Raw genomic sequence first — 14,003 nt, 5'->3', positions numbered from 1 at the left:
TGTGAAGTGTTTGCAACTGTGAGATAACGATTAAGCTCCATCGTTCATGCATAGTGAGTCGTCCAAGACCGCTCGCTTCAGTTGCTGCTCCAGGTTGAGTACATACTCCGAGGCGCTTCGGGCGTGACCACTGGCGCGAAAGATCGCGCGTTTGTCAGCCTTGAGCAGGCCGAGCCAGGAGTCGATGTAGCCCGCATGCCGCAACTCCCCCTGTATACCGGTGTAGGCGCATAAAAACGCAGCACCCATCTCAGCGATCAACTCCTCAAACGCGTAGCCTGGCGAGCCGAACGGACAGGCTGACGTCATGCCTTCGCGCTGCAACCGAGCGTGATGCCCGGTCCAGTGCGTCAGCTCATGCAGTGCCGTGGCGTAGTACCCGCCTTCATCGTGAAATTGTGCTTTTGTCGGCAGTTGGATGAGATCCCTGATCGGGTGGTAAAAGGCTTCGTCGGCAGATCGATGAACGATGTGTGCACCCGAACGTAACAGCAGATTTTCCGCGGCGCTCTTGGGCTGGAAGGGATCACTCTGTTTCGTCTCGAGTAGGGTTTCATTGAGCATTTCGAGCCCCTCCGTTTGCTCGGTGTTGAACAGAAAATGCGTCCTGAGAATGCCGAAGTGAGCGACCTTGGGCTGACCGTTTTCATCGAGTACGGGTTGGCCTGACTCGGTCTGTTCCTCGCGCTCCATCGGTTTGTAGAGCACCGCCAGAGTGCTGTGCTCACCCTTACGAATGTGCCCACCGGTCTTTTTGGCTTGGTTGAAGGTCAGCCAACGATCTTGAGTGAGCCCCTGCAACCTGGCCTCGGCCAGAGCAGCGGTAAATTGATGCCCGAATACGGACGTCGCGTGATGGCGTTGATGGGGTAGGGTTGATGACCGATGTAAGCGGAGCCACTGGAGGACCAGGGTTTGATCCAGGGAGCTGCGCCGTGGGCCAAAGCGGCAACGATTTTGTCAGTCACGTCTTGGTAGATATCGCGCATGGCATTTTCCTCGAGAGAAAAACGGAGGAACGCCTTGCCCGTCGGGGAGGGTTCCCCGGTTGGGTGATGGGCTGGATTGATGCAGGTCTTGCATGCCGTCCGAATGTGGCGTTGGGCGCCGCCAATTGCGCTTAGCGCTGGTGTTCTCCTGCAAGCGCTATCAGTAAGGCGGCAGGCTGACCCGGTTCTTGGAGTAGGCTCAGACTCAATTGCAGCAACGGGGCGTGGTCTAAGTGATCGGTTGGTTCAATGTGGATTACCTCGAACAGCACGTAGGGCTTGTGTGGATTGATCCTGAGTTGATGATTCGCCTGCTGGTCGCGGGCTACTGCTACGGTATTCGCTCCGAGCGCAGGTTGTGCGAAGAGGCTCATTAGAACCTGGTGTACCGCTGGTTTTGCCGCTTGAGCCTCGAAGAAGAAGCCCCCAATCACTCTACCTTTTCCAAGAATCGGCACGGTCGTTTCCGCGACAGCTCCTTGTTTCGCTGGCTGTTCAACGAGGTGCTGCGTTGCTCAGTTTTCGGCCTGCAGCTCGTGATACTGGCGATTGAAGTAGATCAGGCTCTGCCCTTCCAGACGGGTGGATACTGATACCACCTCACAAATCAGAATATCGTGGGTGCCCACTTCGATGATCTGACTCAGGCGGCAATCGAATGACACGATCGCATCGTCCAGAACTGGAGACCCAGCTTGCCCTTGCGACCAGTTGCCAACTGCAAAACGGTCATCCATCGACGTCTTGCCGCCGAACAGATTGGAAATGTCCTGATGACCGGCGCCGAGGACATTCACGCACAGCACAGCATTCCCCTTGAACGCCTCATAGACTGAGGCGCTGCGGTTGAGACAGACCAGCAGGCTTGGTGGCTCGTCGGTCACGCTGCAAACCGCTGAGGCCGTGAATCCCGCCCTTCCTGCCGGGCCGTTCGTGGTGATGATGTTCACTGCAGCGCCTAGTTGGGACATGGCGTTGCGGAAATCGGTTTTAGTGAGAACGACTTCATCGGCGTTGTCGACGACGTTCCGGGTTGCTACGGGGGTGCTGTGCATGATCGGTTACCGAGTTCAGGAAATGTTCAAAGCAGGCTGCAGGCCTGATTGAAAGCAAGACGGGGCAGACGGTCGTGAAGCCGGGTCCTGTCGCCATACCCCAGATTGATAATGAAGTTTGAAGTCCAGGTGGAATCGCTGAAGAACGCCTCATCGATTTTTTTTGCATCAAACCCTGACAACGCGCCTGCATCAAGCCCCAGTGCCCTTGCCGCCAGGATCAGATAGGCGCCTTGCAGCGAGGCATTGCGAAAGGCTGTCTCGTGAGCCGCCTGGGGGCTGTGGGTGAACCAGCTCTTGGCATCGGCATGGGGAAACAGCGTCGGGAGATGCTCGAAGAACGTCGTGTCCCAAGCAGCGATGACCGTGACCGGCGCGGTCATGGTCTTCTCCAGATTGCCCTTTGAAAGGGCCGGTGCCAGACGCTCCTTCGCTTCGGCTGTGCGCAGGAATGCGAAGCGCCCGGGTGAACAGTTCGCCGACGTCGGGGCCATCTTCAACAGGTCGTACAGACGCTGCAAAAGCGCATCCGGCACCGGCTCATCGGTCCAGCCGTTGTGGGTGCGAGCCTCGGTGAACAGCACGCGCAGGGCGTCGTCGGTCAATGCAGGTTTCATGGTCATCCTCTGGAAATCCACGGGCCGATAGTCACAGCCCGTTTTCAATTTGCCCGTCACAGACGAGCGATGCGGCCTTCGATGGGGTGGTGCGGATCGACCGGTCCCAGTGTCGAACTCTTGCCGGGGGAAACCAGGGCATCGCAGAAGGTTTCGTCCTCGCTCGTCCACGGACAGGCCAGGGCAGCGATGGCGTCGTCCCACTGCTCGAAGGTTCTCGGACCGACCAGTGTGCTGGTCACCTTGGCGTTGCGCATGACCCAGGTCTGCGCCAGATGCGCCGATTTGCGTCCGGTCTGTTCGGCGTAGGCCACCAGCTTCGCCGCAACTGCCAGAGACTCTGGACGCCATTCGGCTTCGAGCATGCGCGGGTCGGCGCGGGCGATGCGGCTGTCAGCCTCGGGGATGACGCCTTCGCGGTATTTACCGGTGAGAATGCCTCTTGCCAGCGGGCTGTAGCAGACAGTGCCGACGCCGTAATGAGCGGCAGCGGGCAGAATCTCGACTTCCGCTTCGCGATTGACCAGGTTGTACAGCGGCTGTGAAGCGACCGGGCCGCCAATGCCGGCCTCACGGGCCAGGCGCACGGTTTCCGCCAGACGCCAGGCCTTGAAGTTGGAGACCGCGAAATAGCCGATCTTGCCTTCGCGGATCAGGTCGGCGAACGCGAGTACCATCTCTTCAAGGGGCGCGTCAAAGTCGGCTTTGTGCATGTACAGAATGTCGATGAAGTCGGTACCCAGGCGCTTGAGCGAGCCGTGGGCCGCTTCGCGAATCCATTTGCGCGACATGCCGTTTTGGTTCGGCCCCTGGCCCATCGGGTTGCCTACCTTGCTCGCCAGCACCCAGCGATCACGCTCGCTGGCGATAGCGCGGCCGACGGTGCGTTCCGATTCACCTTTGTTGTACATGTCGGCGGTGTCGATAAAGTTGACCCCGTTATCACGTGCGCTGGCGATGATCCGATGTGAGGTTGCTTCGTCCGTGACGCCGCCAAACATCATGGTACCCAGACACAGTTCGGAAACCTTGAGGCCACTGCGGCCCAGATAGCTGTATTGCATGTAAAGCACCCTCGCTCACAAACACAGGTTCAGTTCGTTGCAGGGGCCGCGCGGTTTCGCCCGACCCTCATGCATCGATCAGGATGGGATGACCGCAGTGCTGGCTATCTCGACCAGGAATTCCGGCTTGACCATTTCCAGCTTCACGCAGAAACGCGCTGGCAGAAGGTTGGGGAAGTAAGTGACGTAGATCTCGTTGAAGGCGTGGTAGTCCTCCAGATTGCGCAAGAAGATCTGGTTCATGGTGACGTGGTCCATGCTGCTGCCAGCGGACTCCAGCACCACCTTGATGCTGTCGAGCACGCGGCGGGTCTGCACTTCGATATCGCCCTCGCCGACAAGGCTGCCGTCGACCGGGTCGGTGGACAGCATGCCCGCGACAAACACCTGGTTACCGGCTTTGATGCCCCAGTTGAGGTGGTTGAGGCCGGTGGCGGTCTTGCCGATAATCCAGCCTTCGGGGTTGATTGCCTGATTCATGTGTGACTCCTGATTGTGGTTATGAAAGGGGTTATCTCGGCCCGGTCGATGACGCTTCCTCAGCGTCCTGCGCCGCGCAGGAACGGCTTGCCCAGATCGGTCGGTGCAGCCCCTGTGCGGCCCATGACGATCCAGGCAATGAGGGCGATCACGAATGGGGTGGCCATGAGCAACGGCGTGGCGATCTGAATGCCGAGGTACTGCCCCTGAAATTGCAGGGCTTCCAGCATGCCCAGAGCGAGGGCCACCAGCAGTGCGCGCAGTGGCATCCAGCGGGCGAAGATGGCAATCGCGATCGCCAGGTAACCGCGCCCGGCGGTCATGTCGTCGATGAAAGTGCCACCCGAGGCGATGATGCAAAGGTAAGCGCCACCCAGACCGGCCAGCACCCCGGTGAACAGTGTGGCGCCGAAACGCAGGCCAAGGACCGGCTGGCCGGCGGCGTCGAGCGCCGACGCATTCTCGCCGGCTGCGCGGAGCAGCAGGCCAAGCCGGGTGAAGCGAAACATTAGCCACAGCGCGACGGCGAGCAGCACCGCGACGTAGAACACCGGGCTTTGGGAAAACAGCGCACGGCCCACCACGGGCAGGTCAGTCAGCCACGGCAGCTTCATCATCGTCACCGAGCGCATCGATCCCGCCGGAGGCGCATCGACTAACACCAGTTGGCGGATCAGTGAGGTCGCACCCATGGCGAACAGATTGAAGCCGATGCCCATCACGATCTGGTTGGCGCGAGCCAGCACGGTGCCCAACGCCAGCACAGCGGCGGCGAGAATGCCGCCGAGCATGCCGATTGCCAGTGCCGCGACAGGGGAGCCGGTCATCATCAGACCTACCGCTGACGCCATGGCGCCGAACAACATCAGGCCTTCGAGACCGATGGTGAAGACACCCGCACGCTCCGACACCAATTCTCCCAGTGCGGCGAGCAAGACCGGCACGCTCATGCGGACACCAGCGGCCAGAAACAGCGCGATCGTTACCGAGTTGAGGTCCATACGGGCTTTCCTTTGGTGAGCATCACGCCGCTGATTACGGCCAGAAGAAGGATCGGCAGGCCGCTGAGTACATCGGCCAGGGCCGCCGGGATCGACAGTGAGCTTTGCAGCGCCAGGGCTGCGTTATTGATGGCGCCGAAGTACAGCGACACGATCACTGCACCGAACGGTTCAAGGCCTGCGAGGAACGCAACCGCCAGCCCTTCGAAACCGAGCCCCGAAGAAAACCCATCGATCAGGCGGTACTGCACGCCGAGCACTTCGAATGCGCCCGCCAGCCCACCGATGGCACCGGACAGCGCCATGCTCGACAGGATCATCCGGCCCGCCGACTGCCCTTGCAGGCGCACGAACCCGGGACTCTGGCCGCTGGCGCGCAGCTTCAGGCCAAAGGCGGTGTGTTGCAGCAGGACCCAGATTGCGACGGCGATCACCACGGCCAGGATCACGCCCAGATGCAGGCGGGTGCCGTCGATCAGCGGCAGGAAAATCCCTTCACGCGGCAACTGTGCCGACATGTTGAAGGTCGATCCCGCCGGACGCATCGGGCCTTGAACGAGGTACTTCACGCAGTAGATGGCGATGAAGTTCATCAGCAGCGTCACGATGATTTCGTCGGCACCGCGCCACAGTTTCAGCACCGCCGGGATAACCCCCCACAGCGCTCCGCACAGTGCACCGCTGAGAATGGCAAGCGGCAACAGCAGCGGGCCGATGTCGCCGAACGCCAGGAAGGGCAGCATCGCGCCGATGGCGCCCATTTGCAGCTGACCTTCGCCGCCGAGATTGAACAGGCCGCCGCGAATGGCCACCAGAGCGCCGAGTGCGACCAGCAGCCTCGGTGTCATGAACACCAGAGTGTCGGCGATAGCCCGTGCGTCGCCGAAAGAGCCTTCCACCGCCACGCGCATCGCTGACATGACCGGAAAACCGAGCATCGCAATCAAGCCCAGCCCTAAGACCAGCGAGCCAGCGAAGGCGCTGAGGGTAACCCGCAGGGAAAGGGGAACGCTGAGTCTGGCCAGTAATCGGCGCAGCGGCGCCATCTGTGGGGTGGACTCAGGCATCGACAGGCTCCAGTGAAATTGAATGAGGTTGCCGACCGAGCGTCATCAACGGGCCGATGGCCGCGACTGACATGGCCGCTCCTTTGACTTCGCCTGTGATCCGCCCGCCGTTGACCACCAGAATGCGGTCCGAGACGCGGATCAATTCTTCGATGTTCGACGAGATGATCACTACGCAGGTGCCGGTGTCGGCCGCTTGTGCCAGACGCGTCAGTACTGCTTCGGCTGCGGCCACATCGAGTCCTCGCGTGGGTTGGTAAACCACGACCACCGAGGCGGCCTGGTTCATGGCGCGCGCCACGACGATCTTTTGCTGATTGCCCCCTGACAGAGATCGGGCAGGGGTCGCGTGGGAGTGGGTGCGAATGTCGGATGCGTCGATCATTACTTTGGCCTGCTCGCCGATAGCGCGATGATCGAGCAGCCCGGCACGGCGGTATTCCCCACGCATGATTCGCGTGTAAAGCAGGTTCTGTGATACCGACAGGTCCAGCGACAGGCCTTCGTGATGACGGTCCTGCGGCACCAGCGCCACGCTGACGTCCTGAGAACGGCGCTTGACCGATCCGCTGTCCGGCTGACGTTGCCCCGCCAACAGGTCAAACAGTTCGGTCTGGCCATTGCCTTCAACGCCCGCCACACCGACCACTTCGCCTGCACACAGGGTCAGGTCGATTTGATGCAGGCCCGGTGAGCCGCTGGATGGGCGTAATGAAACGCCGCTCAGCGACATGCGTTCAGCGCCTGCCGTTCGTTCACCTCCGATTCGTGCGGCGTTGGACACGGCATGCCCGACGATACGCTCGACCAGTTGCGCCGAATTGGTTTCGGCGATGAGCCCGGTGCCGTTGGCACGGCCGCGCTTGAGCACGGTGTAGCGATCGGCGTGGGCCAATACTTCGTCGACGTTGTGAGTGACCACCGCCACGGCTGTGCCCTGATCACGAATGTGGCGCAGTGTGAGGTAAAGATTGTCGATCTCGGCGGGTGTCAGGATGGTCGAGGGTTCGTCGAGCAACAGCACGCGACTCTCGTTCACCAATGCCTTGAGGATCTCGACACGCTGCTGCAACGCCAGGGGCAATTGCCCGACCACGGCGGCCGGATCCAGATCGACGCCGTAGCGCTCCATGAAGGCGCGGGCATCGGCGTGACGACGAAACACTGAACGCCTTGCACCTTTGGCCACCAAGGCCAGGTTCTCGGTCACCGTGAAGGGCATGACCAGTTTGAAATGCTGGTGCACCATGCCGATCCCGTTGGCGATGGCATCAGCAGGGCGCCGGTGGATGACCTCGCGGCCCTCCATCAGCACGCCGCCCTCGGTAGGCTCATGCACACCGTAGAGGATGTTCATGAGCGTCGATTTGCCTGCCCCGTTTTCTCCCAGCAGGGCGTGGATCTCACCCGTATGAAGGGTGAGCGACACGTTCTCAAGGGCGAGAAAGCCATTGGGGTAGCGTTTGGAAACGTGATCGAGCTGAATGACCGGGGCAGGCATGATCGTCACTCTTCGATCTTGATTTTGCCGGCCTTCAAGTCGTCCATGACCTTCGTAACCTTGGCTTGCACGTTGGCATCGACATGGGCAAACGGCATGACCAGGCCCCATCCGTTGGACGCCAGGCTCTCGGTGACGATACGGTTGCCGAGCTTGCCCGAGGCGTAGTCCTTGCCGATGTCGGCGTAGGATTTGTCGAAGTTTATCACCGTGGACGTTATCACCGAGTTGGGGTAAGCCTTGGACTGGTCGCCGTAGGAGCCGATGGTCAGCGCGCCTTCTTCGTCCGCCGCCTGCTGGATGCCTGCATCGGCGGTGTCGGCCGACGGGATCACGAAGTCAGCGCCTCGGGCGATCAGGCCAGTGGCGATCTCCTTGGCCCGTGCGACGTCGACGAAGGAGCCGACGTAAGCCGAATCCACCTGAACCTTGGGATTGACGTACGCCGCGCCTTTCTTGATGAACTGAATCGTGCGTTCAGCGGAAGGGATCGGTTCGCCGGAGATCACCGCGATGTGCCCCGATTTACTCGCCGACGCAGCCAGTGCGCCGAGCACGAAACCGTACTCGTCCCAGTCCACCGACCAGGCTGAATAGTTGGGCAGGTTGGCGGTCGAGCCTTCATAGGAATAGAGCACGAACTGAGTGTTGGGGTAGGAGGGCGCCACTTCCTTGATCGCTGCCGAGTAACCCGACGAGTGCGCGATGATTAGCTTCACGCCATCGGAGGCCAGTTGCCGCAGTGCGGCAGGCGCGGATTCGTAGGAGGTATTTTCCAGGTAGCTGGGTTTGAAACCATCTTTCTCAGCCATCGCCTTGAAGCCTGCATAACCTGCGCTGTCCCAAGTGCCCTGGGTGACGGTCTGGGTGAACAGGGCGGCCACGCGTGGGGCGTCGGCAGCGTGAGCCAGTGAGCCGAAGCCAAGGGTGGTCGTGGCCGCGATCGCTAAGACTTGATGAACGTTCATGTCGAAAAACTCCTGGTCGCACCGCGACGGTTTGCAAAGGGGCTGGCTTGAGAAATCTGTTCAGTCTTGCGGCAGAATGAGCGTCACATCGATCTCGGCGAGCAGGTCTGGATCGGCGAGCCCGGCCACTACCACAAAAGTACTCGCCGGCAGGTCGTAACCCTCGAAGAACGCTGAGCGGGCGCGATGCAACGCCGGGATGGTTTCCCGAGACAGCGCGTAAGTGTTGAGCTTGACCACCGCTTCCGGGCCGACCCCGAACGCGGCCAGGGCCAGCCCGATGTTTTCCCAGATCTTCACGGCCTGGGCGTCGATATCGCCCTTGCCGACCACGTTGCCCTCAGCGTCCCAGGCGACCTGGCCGGTCAGGAACACCGGCTGGCCGCTGCGCACGACGGCGTGGTTGTAGTAAGTCTGGCGCTTGAGGCCTGTCGGATTGAAAGGACCGGTCATCATCAGCGGGGCGCCTTCTGATGGGCACGTGCGTTGGTCTGCACACCGTTGAGTTCGAGCACTTCCAGAACCTCGGTGCCCACTGTCTTCAGGTCATCGATGAAGTCGGGAACGATGACGGTCACGCCATCGAGCTTCGCGCCCTTGATGATCTCCGCTAGTTTGACGCCGATGGTTTCCGGCGAGCCGACGAGGGCGGCGCGGGTCATGGAATTGCGTTGTTCGCCCTGGGAGACGAAACGCTGAGCCATGGTGTTCTGCTTGAAGCTCTTGTCGCCGGAGTATTCGCGGGTCTGATTGTCCAGCGCGACGGTGTCGACCCCCGAGTCGTACAGGACAACGCGCTCACTGGCTTCGGCATCGGTGGCGCCGGGGACGATGGTGAACAGGCCGTAGGTCTTGAAGTCCGGCTTGCCTTGCTGAACAGCGAGTTCCTTGGCACGCAGACCGGTCTTGATGAAGTCGTCGTGATCGGAGCCGAGCATGAAGCTGCCGGTGCAGTTCTGCATGGTGAACAGGAAGCCCCGGTCGGAGGCCCCCGCGCAGATGATCGGCGGCGGCGTGACGGGCTTGGGGTTGGACATGCAATCGGTCAGCTCGTAATGCTTGCCTTTGTGATCGACGCGGTCTTCGGTCCACAACCGCTTGAGCACGGTCAGCCACTCTTCGGCCATTTCATAGCGCTCGGAATGGTCGAGGTCTTTCCACAAGCCCATCTGGCCCTGGTCGGTCGGGTTCGAGCCGGACACGATGTTCAGGCCGAAACGCCCCTTGGAAATCTGATCGAGCACTGCGGCCATCTTGGCCACCACTGCCGGGTGAAACACCATCGTGTGAACCGTGCCCCACACGCCGATGCGGCTGGTGGCTTCGGCAAGCCCGGCCATGGTGGTCATGCTTTCAAGAGTGATGTCCCAGTGTTGCGACGGGCCGCCGTAACCGCGCCACTTGGCCATCGACAGGGCGAAGTCAAACCCCAGCTCTTCGGCGAGGATCGTGACTTGCTTGTTGTAATCGTAAGTTGCGGGAAGCTGCGGGCTGGTGGTAGAGGTGATCCAGCCGCCGTTGCCGACTGGCAGGAACACGCCGAATTCCACGCTTTTGCTGTCGTTGCCAAGCATGATGAACTCCTTGATTCAAATGACTGAGGCGTCGGTTTGCACGAAACCGATGCGGGCTAGAAAGTCGAAGGCGATGCGGTTGAACGTCGCGGTTTCGGTCTCCGAAAAACTGTGACCACCCTTGGGGACGATGCGCAGTTCGGCACCGGCGATGGCCTCAGCCAGCAGCCGCGATTGATAGGGTGGGGTGAGGATGTCGTCCTCCGCGCAGACCACAAGGGTCGGGATGCGGATCATCGACAGCTGTGCGCTGGCGTCATGGGCCATGATCGCGTCGATGCGGCGCAGCACGATTTCCCGGGCCGGGAAGTTGGCGACAGACGCTAGCAGGCCAGGCGACAGCGACTCGGCGTTGGCGCGAATGTGATCTGGCGGATACAGAAACAAGGCGCTGCCGTGGACGTATTCTTCCAGCGAAGTGCCTTCCAGCAGGGTCCGGCGCATCCGGAAGCACCAGTTGAAATGCGCGTCGGATTTCGACCAACTGGCGTACAGCACCATGCCCGCCAGCAACTGCGGTTCGCGGGCGGCAAGCAGTTGGCCGATCGCGCCGCCGGTGGAGTGCCCGATCAGTACCGGCCGATCCAGCTCCAGCCCTTCGATCAACGCCTGGAGGTCATCCGCCAGCGTCTTGATACTGTAAGGCTCATCCGGGTGGTCGGACTTGCCCGCGCCGCGTTGATCGTAGGTCACGACCGTGAAGTGCTTCGCGAACAGTTCGACTTGCGGTGCCCAATAGCCGCCTGCGCCGCTAAGCCCAGAGACGAAAACCAGCGCTGGCCCACTGCCCTGAATCTGGTAGTGGGTCTGGATTCCATTGGTAAACATGCTCGGCATCTCGCGTCCCCTGTTCGGTTTCGTCGCGAATGTCTGTGGGTGATGTTCGCGGATGACTATTTATTGCACGGGGAAATAGGCGACACGTAACTGCGATTGCTGCATGCCATGTTGCCCAAATTCGAACACCCTCATGCCTCGCCAGCCAGTGGGAAGCGGCTCTTGAGAAACTTGAGAAATGCGTTGGTGGCGTAGCTGGGCACCCGTTCCTGGTGCACGCAGATGGCCGAGCGCACGTTTCTGAAGGCGTCGAGATCGATGGGAATAGCCTTGAGCAATCCGGCATCGATCTCCCGTCGCGCAGAGATTTCTGGGCCGATCGTCACACATGCACCGAGCACCGCCGTAGCCCGCAAAATGTCCAGATTGTTGGCTTCGACGATGATGCGTGGCTTGAGCTGACGGGCTTCCGACGTCCGGTCGAACAGCTGGCGCAGACCGAAGCTTGGGCGAGGGAGGGCAAGTGGTCGCTTACACAACTGCTGCATGGTCACCACGGGTTCGCAGGCCAGTTCATCGTGCCTGGCGACCAAGCAGACCACCGGCTCCTTGCGCTCGGCGACCACGCTGATTTCAAAGCGCAACTCGGGGTTGTAGATAATGCCAATGTCGGTTTCGTCTCGGATCAGAGCCTCGACGATGAGATCGCTGGAGCAGGTGGTGACTTGAAAGTCGATGCGCGGGTGCAGTTGGAGGAAGGCCGCGATCGTTTCTGGCAGGAAGCTCGAAAGCACCCCTTCCATGGCATGAATTTTCACCTCGCCCTGATCCAGCGAACGAAATGCTGCAATGCCTTCGCGCACGCGCTCCAGATCGCGAAACAGCGTGCGGGTGTAACGCTCCAACATGACGCCTGCTGCGGTCAGTTCCACGCCCGTATTGGTGCGTTCGAGCAACAGTGTGCCCAGCTCATGCTCCAGCAACGCGATTTGTCGGCTGACGGCGGAAGGGGTGACGTGCAGACGGTCAGCGGCGCGGCGGATCGCTTTGGATTGTACGACTTCGTTGAAGTATCGGAAGGCGGTGAAGTTCAAGGTGTTCTCCAGACCGGCCTTGGGAAGCAGATGTATCTGCCGTTGTGATCTGGTCAACAGGCGAGACGAACGGATTCGGTGCCTTGCCTTGATCAGGCAGAGCAGTGTGTCACCCAAGGTGTCGAATGAGACCGCGGCCGAAGGTCCTTGGCCGGGTACTGAGAGACTCAGCACCAAGGACTATGCACAAGGTGTGCCTTGGGGTTGCTAGCTGTCAGTCTGATGGCCTCTGGAGTTGGGCCGGATGACATCGCGCTCGACTGTCGTCGTTGGGAGGAGCGGGATGCATTAAGCTCTCAACAGGTACATTTTGATGGGACGTCACTAGGCTGCACCTGGCTGCATTCACACACCTGCCCATCCGCGAATGTGAGGTGTCATCTGGTCGAAAACCGGCTCTTTCGCTGCCCATGGTATCGGGCCGTTACTTCCACAACGGCGATTGGATTATGGCAACACCTCACGTGGACTCACTACGCTCAGCTGTTAGTGATCGGCGGATATCTACACCCCCCGCCTCCATGGAAAATTGCTGCATCCTGCTCCCTATAGATGTTCAGCAATGCAATAGAAGGTCGGTAATGGTCCCTTCGGCGTGATTTGAATGGAGTAGCAAGTAGACATGATTTGTTGGCGGGCCTATGGAGAGGAAAGGGAATCTCGCAGCTTGGTTCGTCAACGTCCACACAGGAAAGCGATGAGAACCGAGTCGCTTGCCAAAGCGGCCCGCTTCTTGAAGGGGCTGGTAGTCATGAACCTGCATCGAGCGTCAGGCCAGACGAAACGGGGCACTCACCACCTGGCTGCGCCCGCTCACGACCACGGTCGAGGTCGTGCGCCCTATTTTGATGCGGTCACTCACCAACTTCGAGGTGACAATGGCTGCCTACAATCTTCGGCAATTGAAATACTTCGTGACCACTGTCGAATGCGGCAGTGTGGCCGAGGCATCGCGCAAACTGTATATCGCCCAGCCTTCGGTCTCGACTGCGGTCAAGCATCTGGAAGAGAGTTTCGGCGTCCAGCTGTTCATCCGCCACCATGCCCAAGGCGTCTCCTTGACCCCTGGCGGCGCGCGCTTCTATCGCAAGGCGCAGGAATTATTGCGAGTGGCGCACGAGTTCGAACAGAACGCTTTGGCCGACAACGACGTCGTTGCCGGGCAGATCGATATCGGCTGCTTCGAAACCGTGGCGCCGCTGTATCTGCCGCGCCTGATTGCCGGTTTTCGCGAACGCTGGCCCGGGGTGGAAATCCGCATCCGCGACGGCGAGCAACAAGAGCTGGTTCAAGCACTCACTTCCGGAAGTATTGACCTGGCGATGCTCTATGAGCACGACCTGGACAGCACCATCGACACAGCCCCGTTGATGGCGCCTCAACAACCGTACGCTCTGTTGCCGGAAGGGCACCGTTTTGCCCATCAGGCGAAAGTGTCGCTGAATGATCTGGTGCTCGAGCCCATGGTGCTACTCGATGTGCAACCGAGCCGTACCTACTTTGTGAGCATTTTCCAGGAGCGCGGATTGACCCCGAATATTCAGTTCAGCTCGCCCTCCATCGAGATGGTTCGCGGCATGGTGGGCTGTGGGTTCGGGTTTTCCATCCTGGTCACCCGGCCACACTCCGAATACACCTACGACGGGCATAGGCTGGTGTGCGTGCCGCTGGCCGAAAAGGTGACCGGCTCAGGGCTTTCGGCGGCCTGGCTGCGCCGTGCGCAATTGACCAAACCGGCCCAGTTGTTCGTCGATCATTGCCGTCAGGTATTGGCACCCAAGATGAATGTCCTGGCGGAAGCGTGAAGCTACAAGCT

At 60.4% G+C, this 14,003-nt stretch carries 13 protein-coding genes and 2 pseudogenes; 2 read left to right on the top strand and 13 right to left on the bottom strand.

From position 1 onward, the window contains the following. Nucleotides 1–30: 30 nt before the first annotated feature. Nucleotides 31–989: pseudogene (locus ACYZUD_RS10455) on the bottom strand (ArdC family protein). Between the two features lie 272 nt (nucleotides 990–1,261). Between ACYZUD_RS10455 and ACYZUD_RS10450 the strand changes: the two are divergent. Then, nucleotides 1,262–1,519: pseudogene (locus ACYZUD_RS10450) on the top strand (transposase); the annotation flags it as partial. Here the strand turns inward: ACYZUD_RS10450 and rutF are convergent. The 12 genes from rutF to ACYZUD_RS10390 form a co-directional block, all read right to left on the bottom strand. Further along, a complete protein-coding gene (gene rutF / locus ACYZUD_RS10445) occupies nucleotides 1,505–2,044 on the bottom strand; it encodes an NADH-dependent FMN reductase RutF (protein WP_462023923.1) in 540 nt (179 codons plus the stop codon). The pseudogene ACYZUD_RS10450 and the gene rutF overlap by 15 nt on opposite strands. 26 nt (nucleotides 2,045–2,070) lie before the next feature. Beyond that, entirely contained in the window at nucleotides 2,071–2,661 is a 591-nt protein-coding gene (locus tag ACYZUD_RS10440; RefSeq protein ID WP_462025021.1) for a malonic semialdehyde reductase, read from the bottom strand. A 56-nt stretch (nucleotides 2,662–2,717) separates the two neighbouring features. Further along, nucleotides 2,718–3,725 (bottom strand): aldo/keto reductase, encoded by a 1,008-nt coding sequence (locus ACYZUD_RS10435; RefSeq protein WP_462023922.1) that lies wholly within the window; start codon nucleotides 3,723–3,725, stop codon nucleotides 2,718–2,720. A 78-nt stretch (nucleotides 3,726–3,803) separates the two neighbouring features. Beyond that, nucleotides 3,804–4,205, bottom strand: coding sequence for a Rid family hydrolase (locus tag ACYZUD_RS10430; RefSeq protein ID WP_462023921.1), 402 nt, complete (start codon nucleotides 4,203–4,205; stop codon nucleotides 3,804–3,806). Nucleotides 4,206–4,264: 59 nt separating this feature from the next. Further along, on the bottom strand, nucleotides 4,265–5,206 hold the full coding sequence (locus ACYZUD_RS10425; RefSeq protein WP_462023920.1) for an ABC transporter permease: 942 nt from the start codon (nucleotides 5,204–5,206) through the stop codon (nucleotides 4,265–4,267). After that, a complete protein-coding gene (locus ACYZUD_RS10420) occupies nucleotides 5,188–6,273 on the bottom strand; it encodes an ABC transporter permease (RefSeq protein ID WP_462023919.1) in 1,086 nt (361 codons plus the stop codon). The genes ACYZUD_RS10425 and ACYZUD_RS10420 overlap by 19 nt, the downstream gene beginning before the upstream one ends. After that, entirely contained in the window at nucleotides 6,266–7,774 is a 1,509-nt protein-coding gene (locus tag ACYZUD_RS10415; protein WP_462023918.1) for an ABC transporter ATP-binding protein, read from the bottom strand. The genes ACYZUD_RS10420 and ACYZUD_RS10415 overlap by 8 nt, the downstream gene beginning before the upstream one ends. 5 nt (nucleotides 7,775–7,779) lie before the next feature. After that, a complete protein-coding gene (locus tag ACYZUD_RS10410) occupies nucleotides 7,780–8,742 on the bottom strand; it encodes a BMP family protein (RefSeq protein ID WP_462023917.1) in 963 nt (320 codons plus the stop codon). A 60-nt stretch (nucleotides 8,743–8,802) separates the two neighbouring features. Continuing rightward, nucleotides 8,803–9,198 carry a RidA family protein gene (locus tag ACYZUD_RS10405; protein ID WP_462023916.1) on the bottom strand — a complete coding sequence of 132 codons (396 nt, stop codon included), beginning with the start codon at nucleotides 9,196–9,198 and terminating at the stop codon, nucleotides 8,803–8,805. Further along, nucleotides 9,198–10,316 carry an LLM class flavin-dependent oxidoreductase gene (locus tag ACYZUD_RS10400; protein WP_462023915.1) on the bottom strand — a complete coding sequence of 373 codons (1,119 nt, stop codon included), beginning with the start codon at nucleotides 10,314–10,316 and terminating at the stop codon, nucleotides 9,198–9,200. Before ACYZUD_RS10400 ends, ACYZUD_RS10405 begins: the two co-directional genes overlap by 1 nt. A 15-nt stretch (nucleotides 10,317–10,331) precedes the next feature. Continuing rightward, nucleotides 10,332–11,144 carry an alpha/beta fold hydrolase gene (locus tag ACYZUD_RS10395; RefSeq protein WP_462023914.1) on the bottom strand — a complete coding sequence of 271 codons (813 nt, stop codon included), beginning with the start codon at nucleotides 11,142–11,144 and terminating at the stop codon, nucleotides 10,332–10,334. 140 nt (nucleotides 11,145–11,284) lie between these two features. Then, a complete protein-coding gene (locus tag ACYZUD_RS10390) occupies nucleotides 11,285–12,187 on the bottom strand; it encodes a LysR family transcriptional regulator (RefSeq protein WP_462023913.1) in 903 nt (300 codons plus the stop codon). A gap of 878 nt (nucleotides 12,188–13,065) precedes the next feature. Here ACYZUD_RS10390 and ACYZUD_RS10385 point away from each other — a divergent pair. Continuing rightward, nucleotides 13,066–13,992 (top strand): LysR family transcriptional regulator, encoded by a 927-nt coding sequence (locus tag ACYZUD_RS10385; protein WP_462023912.1) that lies wholly within the window; start codon nucleotides 13,066–13,068, stop codon nucleotides 13,990–13,992. The last annotated feature ends 11 nt before the right edge of the window (nucleotides 13,993–14,003 follow it).

Source organism: Pseudomonas sp. XS1P51, from assembly GCF_054897845.1.
This window is presented reverse-complemented; position numbering and strand designations above follow the sequence as displayed.

Bases quoted from the DNA above. Each gene is read 5' to 3' on its own strand.
- ACYZUD_RS10425 (WP_462023920.1), bottom strand. From the start codon at position 5,206: ATGGACCTCAACTCGGTAACGATCGCGCTGTTTCTGGCCGCTGGTGTC.
- ACYZUD_RS10410 (WP_462023917.1), bottom strand. From the start codon at position 8,742: ATGAACGTTCATCAAGTCTTAGCGATCGCGGCCACGACCACCCTTGGC.
- ACYZUD_RS10415 (WP_462023918.1), bottom strand. From the start codon at position 7,774: ATGCCTGCCCCGGTCATTCAGCTCGATCACGTTTCCAAACGCTACCCC.
- ACYZUD_RS10440 (WP_462025021.1), bottom strand. From the start codon at position 2,661: ATGAAACCTGCATTGACCGACGACGCCCTGCGCGTGCTGTTCACCGAG.
- ACYZUD_RS10430 (WP_462023921.1), bottom strand. From the start codon at position 4,205: ATGAATCAGGCAATCAACCCCGAAGGCTGGATTATCGGCAAGACCGCC.
- ACYZUD_RS10420 (WP_462023919.1), bottom strand. From the start codon at position 6,273: ATGCCTGAGTCCACCCCACAGATGGCGCCGCTGCGCCGATTACTGGCC.
- rutF (WP_462023923.1), bottom strand. From the start codon at position 2,044: ATGCACAGCACCCCCGTAGCAACCCGGAACGTCGTCGACAACGCCGAT.
- ACYZUD_RS10435 (WP_462023922.1), bottom strand. From the start codon at position 3,725: ATGCAATACAGCTATCTGGGCCGCAGTGGCCTCAAGGTTTCCGAACTG.
- ACYZUD_RS10385 (WP_462023912.1), top strand. From the start codon at position 13,066: ATGGCTGCCTACAATCTTCGGCAATTGAAATACTTCGTGACCACTGTC.
- ACYZUD_RS10400 (WP_462023915.1), bottom strand. From the start codon at position 10,316: ATGCTTGGCAACGACAGCAAAAGCGTGGAATTCGGCGTGTTCCTGCCA.
- ACYZUD_RS10395 (WP_462023914.1), bottom strand. From the start codon at position 11,144: ATGTTTACCAATGGAATCCAGACCCACTACCAGATTCAGGGCAGTGGG.
- ACYZUD_RS10405 (WP_462023916.1), bottom strand. From the start codon at position 9,198: ATGATGACCGGTCCTTTCAATCCGACAGGCCTCAAGCGCCAGACTTAC.